Origin of the sequence: Neobacillus drentensis (genome assembly GCF_036966985.1) — a bacterium.
GTDB classification, from domain to species: Bacteria; Bacillota; Bacilli; order Bacillales; family Cytobacillaceae; genus Neobacillus; species Neobacillus drentensis_E.
Genome location: NZ_JBALSN010000382.1, coordinates 1 through 5,818, shown reverse-complemented (window position 1 = coordinate 5,818; position 5,818 = coordinate 1). Strand labels below are relative to the sequence as shown.

Annotated in this window: 7 protein-coding genes; 4 read left to right on the top strand and 3 right to left on the bottom strand. The window is 39.6% G+C overall.

Features of this window, described 5'->3' with window-relative positions; all coding sequences use genetic code 11:
- From V7659_RS22690 to V7659_RS22680, 3 genes are all read right to left on the bottom strand, one after another.
- A partial coding sequence (locus tag V7659_RS22690; protein ID WP_335542452.1) for a Bug family tripartite tricarboxylate transporter substrate binding protein occupies nucleotides 1-776 on the bottom strand: 776 nt, incomplete at its 3' end.
- 206 nt (nucleotides 777-982) lie between these two features.
- Complete coding sequence (locus V7659_RS22685; protein ID WP_335542451.1) at nucleotides 983-1,261, bottom strand: alpha/beta hydrolase; 279 nt, start codon at nucleotides 1,259-1,261, stop codon at nucleotides 983-985.
- 13 nt (nucleotides 1,262-1,274) lie between these two features.
- Nucleotides 1,275-1,778 (bottom strand): alpha/beta hydrolase, encoded by a 504-nt coding sequence (locus V7659_RS22680; protein WP_438825868.1) that lies wholly within the window; start codon nucleotides 1,776-1,778, stop codon nucleotides 1,275-1,277.
- Between the two features lie 289 nt (nucleotides 1,779-2,067).
- Here V7659_RS22680 and V7659_RS22675 point away from each other — a divergent pair, with 289 nt between their 5' ends.
- The 4 genes from V7659_RS22675 to V7659_RS22660 all read left to right on the top strand — a co-directional run.
- On the top strand, nucleotides 2,068-3,375 hold the full coding sequence (locus tag V7659_RS22675; protein WP_335542449.1) for an ectonucleotide pyrophosphatase/phosphodiesterase: 1,308 nt from the start codon (nucleotides 2,068-2,070) through the stop codon (nucleotides 3,373-3,375).
- 14 nt (nucleotides 3,376-3,389) lie between these two features.
- Nucleotides 3,390-4,664, top strand: coding sequence for an MFS transporter (locus tag V7659_RS22670; RefSeq protein WP_335542448.1), 1,275 nt, complete (start codon nucleotides 3,390-3,392; stop codon nucleotides 4,662-4,664).
- A 362-nt stretch (nucleotides 4,665-5,026) separates the two neighbouring features.
- The gene (locus tag V7659_RS22665; RefSeq protein WP_335542447.1) at nucleotides 5,027-5,593 is read left to right on the top strand and encodes an RNA polymerase sigma factor; all 567 of its coding nucleotides are present in this window, start codon (nucleotides 5,027-5,029) and stop codon (nucleotides 5,591-5,593) included.
- Nucleotides 5,594-5,597: 4 nt separating this feature from the next.
- Nucleotides 5,598-5,818: anti-sigma factor family protein (locus V7659_RS22660; RefSeq protein ID WP_335542446.1), on the top strand; the 221-nt coding region annotated here is incomplete at its 3' end.

Sequence of the window (5,818 nt, the reverse complement as noted above, 5' to 3'; positions counted from 1 at the left end):
GCAGTTGGAACATCTTTAAAATCGCCAGCTAAACGTTCAGATGAAGTAATTGCCAGCACGCGAACCTTACCAGCTTTAAGGAATTCTTTCACACTTGAGGCATCGGTTCCAATGACATCTGCGTTTCCTCCAAGTAATGCTGTAATCGCTTCTCCACCACCATCATAGGAAACATATTTAATTTTAGTTGGGTCAACCCCGTATTTATAGGCTGGAAGAATCGAAACCAAATGATCCATTGAGCCCGGTGCGGATCCTCCTGCAAATGTCAACTTAGCTGGATCCTTTTTAACCTCTTCCAAAACTGATTTTAGGTCTTTAAATTTGGAATCAGTTTTGACAACAATCGCACCATAGTCTTTCGTTAGCTGTGCTAATGGAGTGGTATTTTTATAACCGTAAGGGCTGTTTCCTTCTTTCTTTAAATTGTTGATAATAATTGGCGGTGAATTGACAAACAACATGTCATTATTTTCTGCCTGCTGGGTAGCATATTCTGCCATAAATACGGCTCCACCTCCGCCAGGCTTGTTCTCAACTGTTAATGGCTGATTTACTAACTTTGTTTCACTAAGCACTTTTGTGAACGATCGAGCGGTTAAATCCCAGCCTCCACCTGCTCCAGAAGGTGCGACAACACTAATCGCTTTTGTTGGATAACCAGTTCCTGCCTCTTTTTTACCTGAGCTCGCTGTTTCTTTACTGCTGCAAGCCCCCAAACTTAATGCCAAAGCTCCTGCACACATGACTGCTGAAATTCTTTTAATCGAAAACATTTCATTTCCCCCTTTGTAAACGCTTTCTTAACGTTTTCTTAATTTTACAAAAATTTTTATGATTTAATAGATTATCCATTTAAACAGCATTAAAAACTTAACTACCATTTTGTTCATAAAGTTCATGAAGTTCCTAGGTGATGAATAAAACGAAAAAACTCCTGCATCTTTATCTTGATACAGGAGCTCTTGGTTTCATTAAAAATTTATTTTAAGACTTTCTTTATGTAGTTTCCTATTTCACTAACAGCCATCTTCGCTTCAGGTAATCGATCACCACTAATTTGCCAAACATGCCACATTTTGTCCCATATTTTAAAGGTGACCTCTACCCCTGCCTGTCGTGCTTTTTTTGCCAGCAACTCCGCATCACTTTGCAAAATTTCATGATTACCAGCTTGGATAAATAAGGGCGGGAAGCCAGTAAGGTCTGCAAAGACAGGTGAAATAAGCGGATGATCGAGGGGCTTGTGCCCCGAATACATAAGCGCTGCATCTTTAACACCTTGAATCGTNNACCTCTTTGTTTTTCCGATAACTCTCCCCGCTGCCGGTTAGATCAACCCATGGTGATAAACAAACAATCGCCTGCGGGAGAGGTTCATTTTGATCTCTTAAGACTAAGGTAGCTGCTACACTTAAGCCCCCTCCTGCTGAGTCCCCTGCAAAAATAATATTGGCGGGATCATACCCTTGACGCAACAACCAACGGTACACATTGACGGCATCTTCAATGGCAGCAGGAAAAGGATGTTCCGGTGCGAGACGATATTCTGGAAAAAGAACCCTCATACCAGCCGCCTTCCCGATACTAGCTGCAAGTGGCCGGTGGGTATTAGCTGAGCAAAATGCATATCCCCCGCCATGTAAATAAAGGATTACTTTTTCTTCCGAACTGTGTTCGGAGGAGAGCCATTCAGCATACAACCCTTCAATTTCCAATTTCTGAACCTTACAGTCTTTCGGCAGTTTAGCTAGCTTTCTAGCGACTGTGTCCAGCATTTGCCTTTTTTCATCCATTCCCCTTTCTGAAATACCCTTCCTTAAAGCACGTTCGACCGAAAGTTTAATTCCTTTCTCAAACAAAAAACTACGGAAACTTGCCATCTCTCAACCTCCTTAAAATCCAAATTCTGCTAATATCATTATACTAGAAAAACCTTTTAAAAAAATAGGGAGGATTTTATTGTTTTTCGAAAATTTTGTAAAAATTCGTACGAATTCTTCCATTTCCGCCCACCTGTAGTACAATGGAAGTATCTGTTAGACTTTTTCGGAGGTTTTTCATTTTATGAATCGATTGACAGACCATTTAATTATCATTTCATTTGATTGCCTATCAGCTTTAGATTTCCCACTATTATCCGAACTCCCACACTTTCAAACCATCTTAAAAAATGGCGCCTTGGTCAAAAATGTCAAATCTATTTACCCATCGGTCACCTATCCTTGTCACACAACTATTGTGACGGGTAATTATCCGAATCGGCATGGGGTCATTAATAATACCCGTTTACAACCGGGGAGACTTTCTCCCGATTGGAATTGGTTCCGGGATAGTATACAAGGGACCACGTTGTATGACGAAGCGAAGAAAGCCAATCTGACGACGTCTGCTTTATTGTGGCCCGTAACCGCAAAAGCAAATATTGACTACAATATGCCAGAAATTTTTGCGAACCGCCCCTGGCATAATCAAATTCTTGTTTCGCTGATGAGTGGCAGTCCCCGTTTTCAATGGGACCTTAATCGAAAATACGGGCATATCCGTAACGGCCTTAACCAACCAGAATTGGATAACTTTGTCCTAGAGTCAACTGTCGATACGATTAAAACAAAGAAACCAAATCTATTAATGGTTCACTTTACCGATTTAGATACACAGCGCCATTATCATGGGTTCTCATCCGAGGATGCACTCGCGGCGATTGAACGTCACAATTATAGGCTTGGCAGAATTATCAATGCCTTAAAAGAAAGTGGCATTTTTGAGAATTCCACAGTGGTGGCATTAGGTGACCATAGTGCCTTAGATGAAAATAAAGCAATAAACCTCAATGTTTTATTCCATGAAAAGGGTTTGATCACCTCGAACGGTAAAGGGAAAATAATTAATTGGAAGGCGTATTGTAAAAGTTGTGATGGCTCTGCATATATTTACATTAAAGACCATTACGATACCTCAACCTTACATGAAGTAAGGCAATTAGTAGATTCATTGCTTAATAATCCAGAAAGCGGGATTGAATCCGCTCTCACCGGTGCACAAGCTTCAGAAAAAGGAGCAGATGAAGCTTGTGCCTTTATGCTCGAAGCACAAAAAGGATATTTCTTTTTAGAAGACTTCGAGGGGGAATTTATCAAGATCATTACGAAGGAGGATGTCAGTAGGGATCATAAGTACACCTTAGCATGTCATGGCTATTCACCTGAGAAAGAAGAATATGGAACCATTTTCATGGCAGCTGGAAAAGGAATTCAAGCAGTTACTCTGCCTTCAATCCGTCTCATTGATGAAGGCCCCACATTTGCCCGTCTTCTTGGATTTGATTTAGGCCAGACAGATGGAAGGGTTATCGAAGAAATTTTGAAAATTTAAAAGGGGGAAAATCTATGAGCCGGATGTCAAAGCAAGAAAAGAGCTGGGTGCTTTATGATTGGGCAAACTCTGCTTATTCCATCCTCATTACTACAGCAATTTTTCCATTGTATTTTAAAGCAGCGGCGAAAGAGGCAGGACTTGCAGCTTCGACTTCTACAGCTTATTGGGGCTATGCTAATTCATTTGCTACCCTGCTTATTTCGCTTTGTGCCCCTATTTTGGGCAGTATAGCCGACTTCAAAGGATTAAAGAAACGCCTTTTTACCTTTTTCTTTGCCTTAGGAATTGTCTTTACCTTGCTGCTTGCAGTGGTCCCAAGTAACCAATGGCTTTTTTTATTATTTTGCTATATGCTTACCGTTATTGGTTTTGGAGGTACAAATATTTTCTATGATGCGTTTCTTGTAGATGTAACGACCGAAGACCGGATGAATAAAATCTCTTCTCGCGGATATGCGATGGGTTACATTGGCAGCACAATCCCTTTCTTTATCAGTATTGCCCTTATTATATTATCTCAGAATAATATCATCCCCCTCTCTGTGACCGTTGCAAGTCAAGCGGCATTTGCGATTACCGCCTTATGGTGGGGCTTATTCACTATTCCGATGTTAAAAAATGTAAAACAGGTTTATTATAAGGAGCCTGTGCCAAACCCAGTCTCTAATGGTTTTAAACAACTGTTTGATACTTTCAAAAAAATTAAGTTATACCGTCCGCTATTTTTGTTCTTAATTGCTTATTTCTTTTATATTGATGGCGTAAATACGATTATTACCATGTCGACAGCCTATGGTTACGATTTGGGAATCAAATCTGATAACCTACTAATTATCTTGTTTGCGACACAAGTGGTTGCTGCACCGTTTGCTATTTTATACGGTAAACTTGCCGATAAATTCAAAGGCAAAACGATGTTACTCGTTGGAATCTTTGTTTATATCGTCATTTGTACGTATGCCTATTTCTTAAAGACGACATTAGATTTTTGGATTTTAGCAATGCTGGTGGCTTCTTCACAGGGTGGTATACAGGCCCTAAGCCGTTCCTACTTTGCCAAACTCGTTCCAAAAGAAAATGCCAATGAGTTCTTTGGTTTTTATAGTATTTTTTATAAATTTGCAGCAATATTAGGGCCATTCCTGGTTGGATTCACGGCTCAGATAACTGGAAATACAAACAGTGGTGTATTTAGCTTAATTCTTCTCTTCATTATCGGAGGCGCCATCCTTTTACGTGTGCCGGAATCAACGGCCATCTCACAATCGAATTCAATTTCTCAATAACAAATTACTAGACCTCAATTTGAGGTCTATTTTTTTCTAAAAGTTGTTTTCTGCGATTCGCTGATTAAACTCAAAAATTCGCCGATTGAACCTGTAAATTCGCCGATTAATCCCGTAAATTCGCTGATAAAACATTAAAATTCGCTGATAGGCTGTAATTTTACACCATTTTAAATCGTAAGTAGATCTAAACGAAGTATTAAACAGCAATCCAAGCGAAAAACAGCGATTTTTTTTTATGAAAATGGAGCTTGTCACCATAATCTTTCAAAATTTCTATATAATTATACAAACCGATTTTCTTGTAGATTCGTTTATTTATATAAAGGGATCCGGAAAAGATTAGGGGGTCTGCCTTTTTTATGCAAAACTTGAGCGATGCCGAATTGATTCATTTAATTAAAGCAAAGCACCGTCCTGCTTTAGAAGAATTATATGACCGTTATATTAAGCTAGTGTACTCCTTTGTTATCAAATCAACCAAGGATCAAGACAAAGCTAGAGTAATTGTTCAGGCCGTTTTTACCCGCGTATGGACAACAGAGACCGGTTTTAACCCTGAAAAAGGACTATTCGTCAATTGGCTTCTTACCATCACTCGTAATATCATGATTGACCACCACCGCAAAGAAAAAAAGGAGGCATCACTCGTTTCGATTGACCAGGAGCAATTAGAACAGATTCCAGGTTCAGAAGCCAACAATCCAGCAGAGATTTTATCACGTATGCATATGCGAGAACAAATACAGAAAGCCTACCAATATCTATCAAAAAATCAAATCGAACTGATTCAATGGTTATATTGGGAAGGATACACACTCAGTGAAATCGCTGAAATGAAAAAGGAACCAATCGGCACCATCAAAAGCCGGCTGCATCAAACACTCAAAGTCTTGCGGAAACACATTGTCATGGAGATGGGGGAATGAAAATATGAGTCTAAATAGCAGCTGTTCATTTTCCAATGAATTGGTCTCTTATTTGATAGGTGAAGTATCTGAAGTTGATAGGATGAAAATAGAAAGGCACCTTGTAAATTGTCCGTCTTGCACGAAAGGCATCCAAGAAATGCAGGAGGCGTGGTCCATGCTCCCCTATGAATTTGAAGATGTCGAGGTACCCGCTGATTTAAAGGATGAAGTAATGAATGCCAT